At 71.9% G+C, this 15984-nt stretch carries 14 protein-coding genes; 6 read left to right on the forward strand and 8 right to left on the reverse strand.

Annotation, left to right across the window (positions count from 1 at the left end; translation table 11 throughout):
• Positions 1-6 precede the first annotated feature (6 nt).
• The 5 genes from AB0F38_RS18325 to AB0F38_RS18345 form a co-directional block, all read right to left on the reverse strand.
• Positions 7-1338, reverse strand: a complete 1332-nt coding sequence (locus tag AB0F38_RS18325; RefSeq protein ID WP_361893857.1) for an Nramp family divalent metal transporter — start codon at positions 1336-1338, stop codon at positions 7-9.
• 136 nt (positions 1339-1474) lie between these two features.
• A complete protein-coding gene (locus tag AB0F38_RS18330) occupies positions 1475-2950 on the reverse strand; it encodes a gluconate:H+ symporter (RefSeq protein WP_361893860.1) in 1476 nt (491 codons plus the stop codon).
• Between the two features lie 122 nt (positions 2951-3072).
• Complete coding sequence (locus AB0F38_RS18335; protein WP_361893863.1) at positions 3073-3486, reverse strand: RidA family protein; 414 nt, start codon at positions 3484-3486, stop codon at positions 3073-3075.
• A gap of 6 nt (positions 3487-3492) precedes the next feature.
• A complete protein-coding gene (locus AB0F38_RS18340) occupies positions 3493-4251 on the reverse strand; it encodes an IclR family transcriptional regulator (protein ID WP_361893866.1) in 759 nt (252 codons plus the stop codon).
• Positions 4248-5315: a sugar kinase gene (locus AB0F38_RS18345; protein ID WP_361893869.1), complete on the reverse strand. Its 1068-nt coding sequence runs from the start codon at positions 5313-5315 to the stop codon at positions 4248-4250. The genes AB0F38_RS18340 and AB0F38_RS18345 overlap by 4 nt, the downstream gene beginning before the upstream one ends.
• Positions 5316-5511: 196 nt before the next feature.
• On the opposite strand from AB0F38_RS18345, the gene AB0F38_RS18350 reads away from it, so the two are divergent.
• Positions 5512-6801 (forward strand): amino acid deaminase, encoded by a 1290-nt coding sequence (locus AB0F38_RS18350; protein WP_361894367.1) that lies wholly within the window; start codon positions 5512-5514, stop codon positions 6799-6801.
• 33 nt (positions 6802-6834) lie between these two features.
• The gene (locus AB0F38_RS18355) at positions 6835-8511 is read left to right on the forward strand and encodes a D-aminoacylase (RefSeq protein WP_361894370.1); all 1677 of its coding nucleotides are present in this window, start codon (positions 6835-6837) and stop codon (positions 8509-8511) included.
• A 27-nt stretch (positions 8512-8538) separates the two neighbouring features.
• Here the strand turns inward: AB0F38_RS18355 and AB0F38_RS18360 are convergent, their stop codons facing one another.
• The gene (locus tag AB0F38_RS18360; RefSeq protein WP_361893872.1) at positions 8539-9378 is read right to left on the reverse strand and encodes a serine protease; all 840 of its coding nucleotides are present in this window, start codon (positions 9376-9378) and stop codon (positions 8539-8541) included.
• Between the two features lie 305 nt (positions 9379-9683).
• Positions 9684-10037, reverse strand: a complete 354-nt coding sequence (locus AB0F38_RS18365) for a helix-turn-helix domain-containing protein (protein WP_361894373.1) — start codon at positions 10035-10037, stop codon at positions 9684-9686.
• 96 nt (positions 10038-10133) lie between these two features.
• On the opposite strand from AB0F38_RS18365, the gene AB0F38_RS18370 reads away from it, so the two are divergent.
• From AB0F38_RS18370 to AB0F38_RS18385, 4 genes are all read left to right on the forward strand, one after another.
• Complete coding sequence (locus tag AB0F38_RS18370; protein ID WP_361893875.1) at positions 10134-11033, forward strand: NAD(P)-binding domain-containing protein; 900 nt, start codon at positions 10134-10136, stop codon at positions 11031-11033.
• 159 nt (positions 11034-11192) lie between these two features.
• On the forward strand, positions 11193-12005 hold the full coding sequence (locus AB0F38_RS18375) for an arylamine N-acetyltransferase (protein WP_361893878.1): 813 nt from the start codon (positions 11193-11195) through the stop codon (positions 12003-12005).
• Between the two features lie 241 nt (positions 12006-12246).
• Entirely contained in the window at positions 12247-13458 is a 1212-nt protein-coding gene (locus AB0F38_RS18380; RefSeq protein WP_361893881.1) for a pyridoxal phosphate-dependent aminotransferase, read from the forward strand.
• A gap of 90 nt (positions 13459-13548) precedes the next feature.
• On the forward strand, positions 13549-13944 hold the full coding sequence (locus AB0F38_RS18385) for a hypothetical protein (protein ID WP_361893884.1): 396 nt from the start codon (positions 13549-13551) through the stop codon (positions 13942-13944).
• Between the two features lie 84 nt (positions 13945-14028).
• Here AB0F38_RS18385 and AB0F38_RS18390 read toward each other — a convergent pair whose 3' ends face one another.
• A complete protein-coding gene (locus AB0F38_RS18390; RefSeq protein WP_361893887.1) occupies positions 14029-15762 on the reverse strand; it encodes an Ig-like domain repeat protein in 1734 nt (577 codons plus the stop codon).
• Positions 15763-15984 lie beyond the last annotated feature (222 nt).

A 15984-nucleotide genomic window follows, 5' to 3' on the forward strand; every position in this document is an offset into this window, starting at 1 on the left:
CGTGGCTCACCAGGGCAGTTCGCGCACCTGCTGGACGCACAGCACGACGAACAGCAGCCCGGCGGCGGCCAGCATCCCGTTGCTCAGCCAGCCGTTGCGCCACTGGCTGGGCGTGCGCGAGGAGTTGAGCAGCCAGAGCAGGGTCAGGGCGAGGAACGGCATGAAGAAGGCGCCGAGCACCCCGTATCCGATGACCAGGCCGAACGGTTCGTCCAGCCAGAGCAGGGTCATCGGAGGGAAGGTCAGCCAGAGCAGATAGGCGCGGAAGGGCACGGACCGCTGCTGCCGGCCGACCGTCGCGCCCGTGGCCTTCTCGACGTCGGCGCCGCGGCGGCCCGCCCGGGTCCGCTCCACGAAGTCCGCGAACATCAGGCTGACTCCGTGCCACACACCGATGAGCGACGAGAACGAGGTCGCGAAGAAGCCGACCAGGAACAGCTTCGCGGTGCCCGCCCCGAAGCGGTCCTCCAGGACCTGGCCGAGGTCGATCAGCCCCCGGTCGCCCTTCGTCAGGGCGATCTGCGAGGAGTGCAGCAGTTCGGCACCGACGATCAGCATGGCGACGACGAAGACGCCGGTGGTGATGTACGCGGCCCGGTTGTCGAGGCGCATCACCCTCATCCAGGAGGAGTCGCTCCATCCCTTGGCGTTCACCCAGTACCCGTACGCCGCCATGGTGATGGTGCCGCCGACCCCGCCGATCAGTCCGAGCGTGTAGATCAGCGAGCCGTCCGGGAGTACGGGGAGCAGCCCCGCGAACGAGGCGCCGGCGTCCGGCACGACCCGGATCGCGACGTAGACCACCACGACGAACATCACGCCGATCAGGACCGTCATGACCTTCTCGAAGACGGCGTACTGGTTGAACCAGACGAAGACCAGGCCGACGAGCCCGGTGATGATCGCCCAGGTCTTCAGCCCCGGACCGTCGGGGAAGAGCGCCACGATGGGCAGGGCACTGGAGGACATGGCCGTCGCGCCGTACACGAAGCCCCAGACGACGACGTAGACCGCGAAGTAGCCCGTGGTCCACCCGCCGATGCTGCGCCAGCCGTCGAAGAGGGTGCGGCCGGTGGCGAGGTGCCAGCGGCCGACCGCCTCGGCGAGGGAGATCTTGACGAGGCAGCCGATCACGGCCGCCCACATGAGGGTGTGGCCGAACTTGCTTCCAGCGATGAGTGTCGCGACCAGGTCCCCTGCGCCCACGCCGGTCGCGGCGACGACGATGCCGGGGCCGATGTACCTCCAACTGGACCTGCGCGGCGCGGAGCCTGGCTCCCCGGCCCCCGTCCGTCCTGTCCCGGACCCTGACTCTGTTGTTCCGCTTGTCTCCACCATGCCGATCAACGAAGCGCAAAGTGGGCCGTCGGACAAGAGGGCGCGCACGCCCGGTCTCCCGTCCGCACCGGGTCACCGTGCGGACAAGGAGGCCGGGGCCGCTCGCGTGGCCCCGGCCTGATCCCGACAAAGGAGCCTAGATGACCAGGCTGAGCGCTGCCGCGACCACGAAGCCGGCCACCGAGAGGACCGTTTCGAGGACCGTCCAGGACTTCAGGGTGTCGCGCTCCGAGATGCCGAAGTACTTCGAGACCATCCAGAAGCCGCCGTCGTTGACGTGCGAGGCGAAGATGGACCCCGCCGAGATCGCCATGATGATCAGTGCGAGGTGGGCCTGCGACATGCCCTGTCCCTCGACCAGCGGGACGACGATGCCGGCGGTGGTGACGATCGCGACCGTCGCGGAGCCCTGCGCGACGCGCAGTACCACGGAGATGAGCCAGGCGAGCAGGATGACCGGCAGGCCGATGTCGTTGAAGGTGTCGGCGAGCGCGTCCGCGATGCCGCTGCCCTTGAGTACGGCTCCGAAGATGCCGCCCGCACCGACGACCAGCAGGATGTTGCCCACCGGCTTCAGCGAGGACGTGGAGACGGATTCGAGGGAGGTGCGGGACCAGCCGCGCCGGATGCCCAGCAGGTAGTACGCCAGGAGCAGCGCGATGGTCAGGGCGACGAACGGGTTGCCGAAGAACTCGATCACGGAGCGCGGGGTGGAGGGGGCCAGCGCGATGGAGGAGAACGTGGCGGCGAGGATCAGCGCCAGCGGGGTGCCGATGATCGCGAGTACGGTGCCGAGCGCGACGGGCTTCTCGCGCGGGGTGACCCCGGCGGCGCGCTGCTCGGCGGCGACGGCCGCCTTGGCCTCGGCGGCGGCCTCGACCATGTCCTGCGGGACGTCGACGAAGAGGCGCTTGCCGATCCAGGCGGCGTAGGCCCAGGCGGCGAGGACGGACGGGATGCCGACGACGGCGCCCATCAGGATGACCCAGCCGAGCGAGACGTCGAAGAGGCCCGCGGCGGCGACAGGTCCGGGGTGCGGCGGCAGGAACGCGTGGGTCATCGAGAGGCCTGCGAGCAGCGGCATCGCGTACAGCAGGATCGATTTTCCGGAGCGCTTGGCGGCGGCGTAGACGATCGGAGCGAGGACGAAGATGCCGACGTCGAAGAAGACCGGGATGCCGAAGATCAGACCGGTGAGGCCCATGGCGAGCGGGGCGCGCTTCTCGCCGAAGACGTTCAGGAGACGGGTGCTGAGCACCTCGGCGCCGCCGGAGACCTCGAGGATCGCACCGAGCATGGTGCCGAGGCCGATGATGATCGCGACGTGGCCGAGGATGCCGCCCATGCCGGACTCGATGACGGACACGGCGGCGGACTTCTGGACCGTTCCGAAGAGTTCGGTGACGGAGAGACCGGCACCCAGGCCGACGGCTATGGACACGGCGAGCAGCGCGACGAACGGCTGCAGCCTGACCTTGATGATCAGGAGGAGGAGCAGCGCGATGCCGAGGGCGGCGACGGTCAGCAGGCCCGCGGTGCCGTCGATCAGGAGGAGCAGTCCGCCAGTGCGGGGTGGTGTCCCGGCCGGCGCGGATGGGGCGGCGAGCAGCATGTTCGGTCAACTCCGGGGGTGGCGGGGTCCTTCGGGGCATGGGGGAGCGCGGCACGGCGCTCCCGTGCGACGGGGACGGGGCGCCGGGCCGTGATGCGGGGTGGGGCGGCGGGGGAGGCGGGTCAGCCGAGGACCGCGAGGGCGTCGATCTCGATGAGTAGTCCCGCGGGGAGGCCGACGTAGACCGTCGTACGGGCGGAGGCGGGCGCCGTGAGTCCCTGCTCCTCGAAGTAGGCGTTGTAGAGGGCGTTCATCTCGGCGAAGTGGTCGACGTCCGTGAGGTAGACGCGCATCATCATCACGTCGTCCCAGCTCGCGCCGCCCTCCTCCAGGATCGCCTTGACGTTGGCGAAGGTCTGCAGGGTCTGCTCGCGCAGCGTCGGACCGGCCGGGGTGGGTGCCCGGCCGGTCCCGTCGGCGGGCAGGAAGCCGACCTGCCCGGCGACCTGGAGGATGTTCCCCTTCTTCACGCCGTGCGAGAACCTGGCGGGCGGGGTGGTGTGGGTGCTGGGGGTGAGGGCGGTCTTCTCGGTCATGACGGTTCAGGCTTTCTTGACGGGGGTGGTGCCGGAGTACTCCCGGCTGATGGTGTCGGCGGTGCGGCGCACCAGGGGGAGCAGGGTGAGGAGTTCCTCGGCCGTGACGACCACGTTCGGTGCGGACACCGACATGGCGGCGACCACCCGGCCGTCCGCGCCCCGGATGGGGGCGCCGATGCAGTTGATGGACTCCTCGTGGCCGCCGAGGTCGGTGGCCCAGCCCTGTTCGCGTACGACGGCGAGTTCCCTGAGGAAGGCTCCGGCGTTCGGGATCGAACGGGACGTGTACATGGGGTAGTCGAGCCGCTCGGCGATCGCGCGCCGCTCCGGCTCGGTCAGGTCGGCGAGAAGCAGCTTGGCGACCGCGGCGACGGTGATCGCGACGGGCTTTCCGATCCGCGAGTACATCCGTACGGGATAGCGGCTCTCGACCTTGTCGATGTAGAGGACCTCGTTCTCCTCGTACACCGCGAGGTGGATGGTGTGCCCGCACTGTTCGTTCAGCTCGACGAGGTGGGAGTGGGCGATCTCGCGCACGTCGAGGTTCTCGACGGCTTCCTGCGCGAGCGCGAAGAGCCGGGCGCCGAGGCGGTAGCGCTGGTCCTGCTGGCGGTAGACGAGTCCGTGCTCGTGGAGCGTACGGAGCAGGCGCAGCGCCGTGGACTTGTGGACGCCGAGCCTCTCGGCGACCTGGCCGAGGTCGGCGGGGCCCTGGGCGAGCAGCGGCAGGATGCTGAGCGCGCGGTCGACGGTCTGGCTCATGTGACTCGTACCTCCTCGTTCGCCCCGTCGGCTGCTGTCCAGCCGGGGCCGAGACGAAGTGTGCCCCAGGTTGCGTCGTCCAAGGCTGCGAGGCGGTCGGCGTGTGCGCGGGCCGGAGGGTCGGTGAGATCGCCGGGGACGGTGAGGACGGCGGCGGCCATCAGGTGGCCGTGCCGGGCCCGGTCCCGGACCGGCAGGCCGCGCAGGGTGGCGGACAGGAATCCGGCGGCGAAGGCGTCCCCGGCGCCGACGGGCGCGACCACGTCGACGTGGAGGGCGGGGACGGCCGTGACGGTGTCGGATGCGGGCGAGCCGGGCCCGGGGAGGTGCCGCGAGAACACCGTCGCGCCCTCGCTGCCGCGCTTGACGACCAGCACCGCCGGCTCCGGCAGCGCGGCACGGATCGCGGTGGTCCCGCGGACCCCCCAGGCCTCCTCCGCCTCGTCCTCGCCGACGAAGACGAGGTCGCAGCGGCGGGCGAGGCCGAGCAGGACGTCCGGTCCCGCGCCGCCGTTCCGCCACAGGCCGGGGCGGTGGTTGACGTCGAAGGAGATCTGCGGGCGGCCGTCCCGGGGGGCGGTCAGGTCGTGGAGCAGGGCCAGGCAGTCGCCGGAGAGCGCGGCCGTGATGCCGGACAGGTGAAGGATGCGGCCGGCGAGGAGGTCCTCGTAGGGGACGTTGTGCGGGGACATCGCGGAGGCGGCGGATCCGGCCCGGTAGTACGCCACTTCGTGGGTGTCGGTGGCCCGGTCCGTCGCCGTTCGGAAGTAGATGCCGGTGGGCCGGTCCGGGTCGCGGCGTACGGCGGACGTGTCGACCCCGTACCGGGCGACGGCTTCGACGAGGTGGTCGCCGAAGCCGTCGGCGCCGACCCGGCTGACCCACTTCGCCGGGTGTCCGGCGGCGGCCAGCGCGCAGGCGACGTTGGACTCGGCGCCGCCGATCCCGCGGCCGAAGGTGGGGACGTCGGCGAGGCGGCCGGGCTGCGAGGGCAGGAACGTCACCATGGACTCACCGAGGCAGACGACGTCCGCGGTGGCTGTCCTGGCTGCGGGTCCGGGCACGCTGGGCTCCTCGTGGTCGGGCATCGGCACCGGGGCTCACCATTGACCCGGCGTCGGCTCGGATGTTAGACAGCGTCAAGCGATATGCGCAATGACTGTTGCACATGATGCAACGACACTCCCTGAGGAGGCTCCCTTGGCCGCCGAACAGTCCGCCGAGCAGACCGCCGGCACGTCAGTGGGCCCGTACCCGGCCGTGTCCGCGGATCAGGCCGTGGCGGCACTCGCCGACGAGCGGGTCGACCACCGCTTCAAGGCCCTGCCGCCCGATGCGGAGGGTCTGACCGTCGGCGCCCTGGCGGCCCAGCGCCGCAACCTCTTCACCGGTGGGTTCACCACCCCGGTGCTCACCCTGTCCGCCGAGTCGGTCGAGGCCAACCTCACGCTCCTGGAGACCTACGCGCGGCGGCACGGTCTGGCCTTCGCCCCGCACGGCAAGACGTCGATGTCCCCGCAGCTCTTCGCCCGCCAGCTGGAGCACGGCGCCTGGGGCATCACCGCCGCCGTCCCCCACCAGGCGCGGGTCTACCGGGCGTACGGCATCCGGCGGATCTTCCTGGCCAACGAGGTCGTCGACGCCGTCGCGCTGCGGTGGCTGGCCGGTGAGCTGGACGCCGACCCGGACTTCACGTTCGTCTGCTACGCCGACTCCGTGCGCGGCGTCGAGCTGATGGACGAGGCCCTGCGCGCCGCCGGTGCCTCCCGCCCCGTCGACGTCGTGGTGGAACTGGGCGCGGGCCCGGACGCGCGCACCGGCGCCCGTACGGAGGCCGACTGCGCCGCGGTCGCCGACGCCGTGGCCGCCGTGTCCACACTGCGCCTGGTGGGCGTCGCCGGATACGAGGGGGAGGTGCCGGACGCCTCCCCCGAGCGGGTGAGGGAGTGGCTGCGCCGTCTCGTCGCCCTGGCCGCGGAGTTCGACGCGGCCGGCCGCTTCGCCGGACTGCCCGCGGCCGGCGAGATCCTCATCAGTGCGGGCGGCAGCGCGTGGTTCGACGCGGTGGCCGACGTCTTCGCGGAGACCGGGACGCTGAGCCGCCCCGTCTGCAAGCTGCTGCGCTCGGGCGCCTACGTCAGCCACGACGACGGCCACTACCGCCACCTCACCCCCTTCAACCGGATCCCCGAGGAGGGCGCCCTGCGGCCCGCCTTCCTGCTCTGGGCCCAGGTCGTCTCACGGCCCACCCCCGAGCAGGCCTTCGTCAACGCGGGCAAGCGGGACGCCGCGTACGACCTGGACCTCCCGCAGGCGCGGGTCGTCCGGTCCGCGCGCGACGGCTCGGTGCGGCCCGCCACCGGGATCACGGTCACCGGCCTGTCCGACCAGCACGGCTGGGTCCGCACGGAACCGGACACCGGGCTGGAGGTGGGCGACTGGATCGGCATGGGCCTGTCGCACCCCTGCACCTCCTTCGACAAGTGGCAGCTGATCCCGCTGGCCGAGGCGGACGGCACGGTCACCGACTACATCCGCACCTTCTTCTGATCCCCGCGGGGCCCGCTCCGGACGCCACCAGCCCTGAGCACCGAGGGCCCCGGGGCGCGAGCCACCGCTGAAAGGCAGCACGCCATGGACCTGATCATCCGCGACGCCCGTGTCGTCGACGGCACCGGCGCCCCCTCCTACCGTGCCGACGTAGGCGTCGCGGACGGCCGGATCACCGAGATCCGCCGGGAGGGCGACGGCCCGCGGCCCACCGCAGCACGCACCCTGGACGCCGACGGCCTCGCCCTCTCCCCCGGCTTCGTCGACATGCACGCCCACAGCGACCTGGCCCTGCTCCGCGACCCCGACCACAGCGCCAAGGCCGCCCAGGGAGTCACCCTGGAGGTCCTCGGCCAGGACGGGCTGTCCTACGCCCCCTGCGACGACCGCACGCTCGACGGGATACGCCGCTCCATCGCCGGCTGGAACGGCGACGGGTCGGACATCGACTTCGACTGGCGCACGGTCGGCCAGTACCTGGACCGCCTCGACCGCAACTTCGACGGCCAGGGCATCGCCGTCAACGCCGCCTACCTGATCCCGCAGGGCACCGTCCGGATGCTCGCGGTCGGCTGGGAGGACCGCCCCGCCACCGCCGCCGAGCTGACCCGGATGAAGGAGCTGGTCGGACAGGGCATGGCCGAGGGCGCCGTCGGCATGTCCTCCGGCCTCACCTACACCCCCGGGATGTACGCGGACGACGCCGAACTCACCGAGCTGTGCCGGGTGGTGGCCGGATACGGCGGCTACTACTGCCCGCACCACCGCTCCTACGGCGCGGGGGCGCTCGCCGCCTACGAGGAGATGGTGCGGCTCACCAGGAACGCGGGCTGCGCCCTCCATCTCGCCCACGCCACGATGAACTTCGGCGTGAACAAGGGCAGAGCCCCCGATCTCCTCGCCCTCCTGGACGACGCCCTCGCGGCGGGCGCCGACATATCCCTCGACACCTACCCGTACACCCCGGGCTGCACGACCCTCGTCGCGATGCTGCCGAGCTGGGCCGGTGAGGGCGGCCCCGAGCCGGTCCTGACCCGGCTCGCGGACGACGCGACGGCGGAACGGATCCGCCACCACCTGGAGGTCCTCGGCTCCGACGGCTGCCACGGCGTCCCGATCGAGTGGGACACGATCGAGATCTCGGGTGTCGGCGCACCGCACCTGGCCGGCTACGTCGGCCGTACGGTGGCCGAGTCCGCCCGGCTGCGCGGCGAGGCCCCCTGGGCGACCGCCCGCCGGCTACTCGTCGAGGACCGGCTCGGCACGACGATCCTCCAGCACGTCGGCCACGAGGAGAACGTCAGGCAGATCATGCGCCACCGGGTGCACACCGGCGGCAGCGACGGCATCCTCCAGGGCGACAAGCCGCACCCGCGCGCCTACGGCACGTTCCCCCAGTACCTCGGCCGGTACGTGAGGGAGCTGGGCATCCTCACCCTGGAGGAGTGCGTCGCACACCTCACGTCCCGGCCGGCCGCCCGTCTGCGGCTGCCGGACCGGGGCCTGGTCCACGAGGGCTACCGCGCGGACCTGGTCCTCTTCGACCCGGCGACGGTGGCGGCCGGGTCGACGTTCGACGAGCCGCGCACCCTGCCGGTGGGCATCCCGCACGTCCTGATCGACGGCCGCTTCGTCATCGAGGACGGCAGGCGGACCACGGCCCTGGCGGGCCGGGCGGTACGGGGCGCGGGCCGCCGGTCACGGGCCTGACCGGCCGCCCCACCCCCGTGGCCACGGCTACGGCTTGGGCAGTGCGCAGCCCGTCCGGTTCAGGTCGATCTGGTTGCCGCTGCCGATGCACGCCACGATGCCGTAGGTCTGCTGGGCGTAGTTGATGCCCTCGCGGACGGTCACGGTGCCGTTCTCGTCCACCTCGCACGGATTGTTGTCCGTGCACCGCTGCCCGTCCTCGTTCCCGGTGTTGTTGACGGCCACGACCTTGCCCGTCGCGTCGTTGATCACCGGCGATCCGGACGTGCCGCCGATGGTCTGGCAGGCCGAGGTGTAGCGGACCGAGTCCTTCCAGGTCCAGACGCCTTCCTTGAGGCGGTAGGCGAACCCGTCGACGGCGCAGCTGTAGGTGCGCTTCCAGTACCCGGACGCGACCGTGACGGCGGTGCCCTGCGCCGGGCGCGCGGCGTCGAGTTCCAGGGCCTTGATGCCGTAGGAGCTCTCGATCTGGGCGTAGGTGCGGGTGAGCTGGTACAGCGAGATGTCCGTGTCCGTCATCGTCCCGTACGCGATCTTGCTGGCCCGCAGGGTGCCGACGCCGCTGCCCGCGGCGTTCAGCAGCGTGAAGCTGCGGGTCGACGACCGGTTGAGCACGACCTCGCCCGGATCCGGGAACCCGGTCTCCAGGCAATGGCCGTTGGACAGGACGAGGGCCGGGTCGCCCGGCAGCGACGAGGGCGTCCGGACGACCGAGCCGGAACAGTTGCTGAGTGCGACCGTGCCGGCGAAGGTGACCGCCTTGGCACGGACTTCGGCCGTGTCCGGGCCCGTGGCCGCGGCCGCGGGTGCGACGCCCGCCCCGAGAAGCAGGACGGAAAGGAGTGCGCCGACGAGAGGCTTGTTCATGTGGGGGTCCCCTCCAGATGCGTCTGTCACCGGAGTTCTTCCGGTTTTGACATGCGCATGTTGGCGCACGGGAGGGATCTCCAACAAGGGGGGAAATCAAGCCGCCGGACGGATCAGCGCACCGGCCCCGCCGTCCGCGCGGCCGTACGGACCTCCCTCACCCTCCCGGCCACGGGCCGGCCCCGGGGAACACCGGGGCCGGTCCGCGGAGCTGACGCCCCGTGAGCGGCCCGTCGGCGACCCCCGCACCCGGCAGCACCCCGGTCACCGCATCGAGCAGTCCGTGGCCGGCGCGCAAGAGCCCCTCAGCCGGACGCCGCCCCCGCAGCCGCGTCCCGCAGGACGTTCTCCCGCCCCCACGCCCCCAGGGGGCCCAGCGCCTCGTTGAGCGCCGCACCCCGCGGCGTCAGTGAGTACTCCACCCGGGGCGGCACCTCGGCGTGCTCATCGCGGCGCACGATGCCGTCCCGCTCCAGCTCGCGCAGATGCGACGCGAGCACCTTCTCGGTCACTCCCGGCACCTGCCTGCGCAGCTCGCCGAAGCGGAGCGTCCGCTCGTCGAGCGCCCAGAGGATCAGCACCTTCCACTTCCCGCCGATCACGTCCATCGCCGCGTCGATCCCGCAGACGTACGAACCCGGCCGTCGAACGGTCCCCATGGCCTGTGCCTCCCAGCTGGTCACTCACCCCAGGGTAACCACCCACTTCCAAGTGGGTACTTGATCACTCCACGGCCTGCGACCACGCTCGTGTCCATGTCCGACAACACCGCGCGGGACGACACCGCGCACAAGGAACCCGTCGCCCTTCTCGGGCTCGGTGCCATGGGTACCGCGCTCGCCGATGCCTGGCTCACCGCCGGGCACCCGCTGACCGTGTGGAACCGCACCCCCCGACGCGCCGAGCCGCTCGCCGCCCGGGGCGCGACCGCGGCGGCCACGGCCGCCGAGGCGGTTGCCGCCGCCCGGCTCGTCGTGCTCTGCCTGCTGGACGACGACTCCGTGGACGAGGCCCTGGCCGAGGCCGACCTGACGGGCAGGGACCTGGTCAACCTCACCACCGGCACCCCTCTCCGGGCGCGGGACCGCGCCGCCTGGGCGCGGGCACGGGGCGCCCGGTTCCTGGACGGCGGGATCATGGCCGTACCGCCGATGATCGGCGCGCCGGACTCCGGGGGTTACGTGTTCTACAGCGGCTCCTCCGGCGCCTTCGAGGACCACCGGCACACGCTGGCCGTGCCCGCGGGCACCCGGTACGTCGGGGAGGACGCCGGCTTCGCCGCCCTGCACGACGTGGCGTTGCTGAGCGCGATGTACGGGGCGTTCTCCGGCATCACCCATGCCTTCGCGCTGATCCGCCGCGAGGACATCGACCCCGCCGGGTTCGCCCCGCTCCTCGTCGACTGGCTCACCGCCATGGTCCCGGCCGCGCACACGACGGCGGAGCGGCTGAACAGCGGCGACCACACGACGGGGGTGGTCTCCAACCTGGCCATGCAGGTCGCGGGCAGTGCCACGCTGGTGCGCACGGCGGAGGAACAGGGCGTCAGCACCGCGCTGCTGACGCCGTACCTGCATCTGATGGAGCGGCTGCTGAAGGAGGGGGGACACGACGAGGAGGACACCGCACGCGTGGTGGACCTGCTCACCCGCTGAGCGCGGCACACCCCGCGCGGGGGAGCCGGCGCCGCCCTGCGCGCACCGGCCCGCCCCACGCCGCGCAGGCCTCCCGCCCGGGCGGGAGGCCTGCCCCGTGCCCCTCTTCCCACGCACAGGAGGTGAGGTACGTCCGAGCGGTCTGCGTACTGTCGGGGCATGACACTCGACCTCGACGCCTACTTCGCCCGCATCGGCTGGTCCGGGGAGCGCCGTCCCACCGTGGAGGTGCTGCGGTCCGTGCACCGCGCCCACATGCTGGGCATCCCGTTCGAGAATCTGGAACCCCTCCTCGACAGCGCCCCCTCCCTCGCACTCCCCGACCTGGAGGCGAAGCTCGTCCGCGGCGAGCGCGGCGGCTACTGCTACGAGCACAACACCCTTCTCGCGGCCGTCCTGACCCGGCTGGACTTCCGGGTCACCCTGCTGGCCGCGCGGGTGGTGCTGGGCGCCGCGCCCGGTGACATCAGGCCGCGTACGCACATGCTGATGAAGGTGGAGGCGCAGGACGACCCCGCGGCGTACCTGGCCGATGTCGGCTTCGGTTCGAGCGGGGCTCTGCTGGAGCCGATCCCGCTGGTCGTGGACGCCGAGCTGCTCGACACCCCGCGCCGTCACCGGCTGGTGCACGCGCCGCACGACGGACCGCTTGAGCTGTGGGAGCTGCAGGCGGAGAAGGGCGGCGCCTGGGAGCCGCAGTACGAGTTCACGCTGGAGCCTTTCGAGGAGCCCGACTTCGAGGTCATCAACTGGCACATCGCGACGAACCCGCGCTCGCCCTTCCAGCAGACGGTGTACGCCCAGCGCACCCTGCCGGGCCTGCACCGGGCCCTGTCCGGCCGCACCCTCGTGGAGACGGCCGACGACGGCACGGTCGCCGAGCGGGAGCTGAGCGGCCCGGCCGAGGTGCTGCGCGTGCTGGCCGACGACTTCGGCGTCCGGCTCCCGGACCGGACCGTACTGCCCGGGTGAACCGCGGGCCGGGGCGGGGCCCGGACCGCCCGCCGGCCGGTGCCGCGTGGCGCATCTCACCCGCCTCGTGGGTCACGCCCGCATTCCAAGCCGCGGCGCCGTCCCGACCGCCCGTTCCCACGGTGGGCGGCCGGGGCCGCATGGGGATGGAAGTCCGGACGGGCCGGCGCGGGGCCCCGTAGGGAGCAACCGGTGCGGAAACCGGGCGCACCACGCGAAACACGGCCGTAAGCTCGCGGACATGCAGGTCATCCAGTCCACCAAGCTCTCCGGCGTCTGTTACGAGATCCGCGGCCCCGTGCTGGAGGAGGCCATGCGGCTGGAAGCCGCGGGTCATCGCATCCTCAAGCTCAACACGGGCAATCCGGCCGCCTTCGGCTTCGAGTGCCCGCCCGAGATCCTCGAGGACATCCTGCGCAACCTCTCGGGGGCGCACGGCTACGGCGACGCGAAGGGCCTGCTGTCCGCGCGCCGGGCGGTGATGCAGCACTACCAGACCAAGGGGATCGACCTCGACGTCGAGGACGTCTACCTGGGCAACGGCGTCTCCGAGCTGATCCAGATGTCGATGCAGGCGCTGCTCGACGACGGCGACGAGGTGCTCGTACCCGCTCCGGACTATCCGCTGTGGACGGCCTCGGTCTCGCTGGCCGGCGGTACGGCCGTGCACTACCGGTGCGACGAGCAGGCCGACTGGATGCCCGACCTCGCCGACATCGAGCGGAAGATCACCGACCGCACCAAGGCGATGGTGATCATCAACCCGAACAATCCGACGGGTGCGGTCTACGACGACGAGATGCTGCGCGGGCTGACGGAGATCGCCCGCCGCCACAACCTGGTCGTCTGCTCCGACGAGATCTACGACCGGATCCTGTACGACGGTGCGACCCACACGCCCACCGCCGCGATCGCCCCCGACCTGATGGTGCTCACCTTCAACGGGCTCTCCAAGAACTACCGGATCGCGGGCTACCGCTCCGGATGGATGGCGGTCTGCGGCCCGAAGGCGCACGCCACCTCGTACATCGAGGGCCTGACGATCCTGGCGAACATGCGGCTGTGCGCGAACATGCCCGCGCAGCACGCGGTGGCCACCGCGCTCGGCGGCCGCCAGTCGATCAACGAGCTGGTGCTGCCCGGCGGGCGGATCCTGGAGCAGCGGGACATCGCCTACGACCTGCTGACGCAGATCCCCGGGGTGACCTGTGTGAAGCCGAAGGGGGCGCTGTACCTCTTCCCGAGGCTCGACCCCAAGGTCTTCAAGATCAAGGACGACCGGCAGATGGTGCTCGACCTGCTGCGCGCCGAGAAGATCATGGTCGTGCAGGGTACGGGCTTCAACTGGCCGGAACCCGATCACTTCCGGGTGGTCACCCTGCCGCCGGCCAAGGATCTGACCGATGCCGTGACCCGTATCGGGAAGTTCCTGGACGGTTACGGCCAGCCGTGAGCCGTCCGCGCCGACACCCTTCCGGACCTCTCACAACTTTAGACTGAATCCAGGATAGGATAGGCTTACTGCAACGCCAGGAGGCCATCCATGTACGAGCCGATCCGCACCAAGTCGGTCCACACACCGGCCGACGACGCCGGCTTCCCGCACCGCACCCGTGAGGAGGAGCTGGACATCCAGCTCGCCGGACACCTCTCCGCCCTCCTCGCGGTCACCGACGAGCTGGGGCTCGGCACCACCGGCGACCGCATCGCGGCGCAGGTGGCCCGCCTCCGCGGCGCACCGCCGGCCCGGCACGCCGGACGGACCGACGCGCCCGCGACCGCGCTCCACCGCCGCGCCCGCGACCTCGCGGGCCGGGTCCTCGTCGTGGCCGCGTCCCGCGCCGACACGGCCGTCGCGATCCTCGCGGCCGAGGCCATGGACGCGCACACCGCCGCACTCGCACCCCGGACCGCGACCGCGCTGGCCGGCGCCCACTGACGGCCCCGGTCCGCGGGCCGCGAAGGCGCGCGGACCGGGTGCCATGCCCCTGAGGACCGGACATGCGTCGCGTGCGGGCAGGGATTACGCGGCGCGGACGCGCACCGTCACGGACGCTGTGGAGGCGCTGTGCAGGTCGTCGCCCGCGTAGGCGACCGTGTAGACGACCTCTCCCCGCGCGGAGGGCAGGTCGTTGATCCGGAAGGTGCCGTCGGCAGCGACGGCGGCGGAGGTCAGCGTGCCGGTGCCCCGCTTGTCGGTGCGCTGCACGGACAGGGTGATCCCCGCCGGCAGCGCCCTGCCCTGGCCGGTGAGGGTGCCGGTGATCTCCAGGCTCTGGTTCTTCTGCCCCTCCGCCGGCGCGGTGAGCGCGATCGCCGTCGGCGCCTTGGCCACGGTGACGGCGAGGGTGACGTCCTCGGCCGGGCGGTGGGTCACATCACCCAGGAACGAGAGGGTGTAGGTGGCGTCGCCGACCAGCGAGGGGACGTCGAGCACCGTGAACGAGCCGTCCGCGTCCACCTCCACGGCTGCCGTCCTGCGGTCGCCGTTCGCGTCGTGGCGTACCGCCGACACCTTCACCGGCTCCGCCGGGGCGGGTCCGTCCAGCTCCAGGCGCCCCCGGATTCCCAGAGGTTCGCCGACGACCGCCTGGGCCGGGGTGGTGGAGAGGGCGCCCGTGAAGCGGGAGTCGTACTGGGCCGCGGGAGGCTGGATGACGTGCAGCCAGTAGGAGGTGCCGGAGGCGTTGGTGGTCACGGCGAAGAGCCGGGAGGCGTCCTGCGACCACCCGAGTCCCCGCGGGGCGATCCGGGCGCCATCGAGTTCACCCTCGAAGGCGAACTCGGACGCGGTGGTGCCTTCCTCCGGGTCGGCCTTCTGGATCAGCAGGTCGGGCACGGGGCCTGTGGCGCCGGCACCCCGTGCGACGTACCGGCCGTCGCCGCTGAAGGCGACGGCCGAGGCCTTCGCCCCTTCCGGGAGCGGCTGGTAGGCCGTCGGGGCGTCGGACAGGTCGGCCGCGTCGAGGAGCCGGGTGCCGTAGGAGCCGTCGGCGACGGCCAGCCGGCCGCCGTCCGGGGACAGCGCCAGGTCCTTGAGGTCGAGGGCGCCCGCCCCTTCGCCGTCCGCGAAGCGGCGCTGCGGGCCCCGGACGAGCGAGTCGCCGCTGCTGTCGAAGGTGGTCAGGTAGGGGTTGGCCCCTCCGGTGCTCAGCGTCTGCCCCATCGCGAGCACGTCCGGAGCGCCGGGGGCGGTCGCGAAGTGCAGCCTGCCCGCACCTTCCCAGCCCGTCGTGTAGGTCCCGGAACCGCCGACGCCGAACAGCTGGCTCACGCGGTCGTCGCACTGCGTGGCGTACCCGACCTCCGTGAACCACACCTTGCCGCCCGCGTAGGCGACCTGCCGCCCGCACTCACCCCAGTAGTACGTGGAGGCGTGGACGGTCTTGGCGTGGGTCACGGTGTCGTACGCCGCGATCCGGCCCATCTCCGACACGAACAGCTTGGTGCTGTCCGTGGAGAGCGCCATGCCGCCCACGGCGCCGGACGTGCTCGGCAGCGTGGCGACGCGCTGGCCCTGGAAGTTGTAGACGAGCACCGACGACTTCGTGTTCAGCAGGCGGGTGTCGTCACTCACGTAGACGCGCTCGTGCGCGGAGTCGACGACCATCGAGGAGAAGGACGTGATGGGCAGCTTGGCCACCTCGTCGCCGGCCGCGTGCGCGGCGGGTGCGGCGAGCACCGTCAGGCCCGCACCGGCGAGTGCGAGCGCCACCAGTGTCGCGATGCCGCGTCTTTTCTTTCCTGACCTGTTCAACTGCGTCCCCCCACAGGGTTGTCGGCGCCCGCGATGCCCCGGGCGCTCTGCAGGGGTCATGCAAGTGTGGTGAAGGGATGGTGCGCAAACAGGTGGCGACAAGCGGGTGTTCCCGCCGAAAAGGGGCGGCACCCGGAGCCACGAGGGGGACTCCGGGTGCCTTACCGCGGCGGGCCTTGGACCCCACAGGTCAGGGCGGATGTCGGGAAGCCGGCCACGGGG

This window comes from Streptomyces sp. NPDC025273, from assembly GCF_040638585.1.
Classification (GTDB): domain Bacteria; phylum Actinomycetota; class Actinomycetes; order Streptomycetales; family Streptomycetaceae; genus Streptomyces; species Streptomyces cinereorectus.